Origin of the sequence: Pseudomonas sp. EGD-AK9, from assembly GCF_000465935.2 — a bacterium.
Classification (GTDB): Bacteria; Pseudomonadota; Gammaproteobacteria; order Pseudomonadales; family Pseudomonadaceae; genus Aquipseudomonas.
The window spans coordinates 1-505 of the sequence record NZ_AVOF01000013.1 but is presented as its reverse complement, the minus strand read 5'-3'; the positions used below and the strand labels follow the sequence as shown (position 1 = coordinate 505).

Here is a 505-nt window from a genome sequence, read left to right as displayed (position 1 = left end):
CAGCCGCGCACGCGCCGCCAGCACCAGACCATAGGCGGCGGCGATGCCGATGGCCGGCGCACCGCGCACCACCATGCCGGTGATCGCCTCGGCCACCGCTGCCGCCGAATCGAAGCGCAGCCAGGTCTGGCGCTGCGGCAACCGACGCTGATCGAGCAGGTACAGGGCGCCGTCGCGCCAGTCGATAGCCTGAACCTTCTCCGCCGCCAGCAATTGCTCGCGCATCGCACACCTCGCCCTTCGCCGCCAAAAAATCGCGGATTATACGCAGACAAGCAGCTGCCGACCGAAGAATCCAGCCGCGCCGGCCTTCGACTTCAAGCGCCGGATGTTCCTCTATACACTGGCGACCTTCACACGCAACCTTCACGCCAAGCGGACCGCCGACCATGCCCGACGCCCCTCTCGACCTGCTGCTCCTGCCCACCTGGCTGGTGCCCGTGGAGCCGGCCGGCGTGGTGCTGCGCGAGCATGCCCTGGGCATCCGCGACGGCCGCATCGTCCT

At 68.7% G+C, this 505-nt stretch carries 1 protein-coding gene and 1 pseudogene; one reads left to right on the top strand and one right to left on the bottom strand.

Annotated features, from left to right (window positions below):
* Positions 1–225 (bottom strand): annotated as a pseudogene (locus tag N878_RS00680) (S-methyl-5-thioribose-1-phosphate isomerase); the annotation flags it as partial.
* Between the two features lie 164 nt (positions 226–389).
* Here N878_RS00680 and N878_RS29425 point away from each other — a divergent pair.
* On the top strand, positions 390–505 hold a 116-nt coding region (locus tag N878_RS29425), incomplete at its 3' end, for a hypothetical protein (protein WP_256217917.1).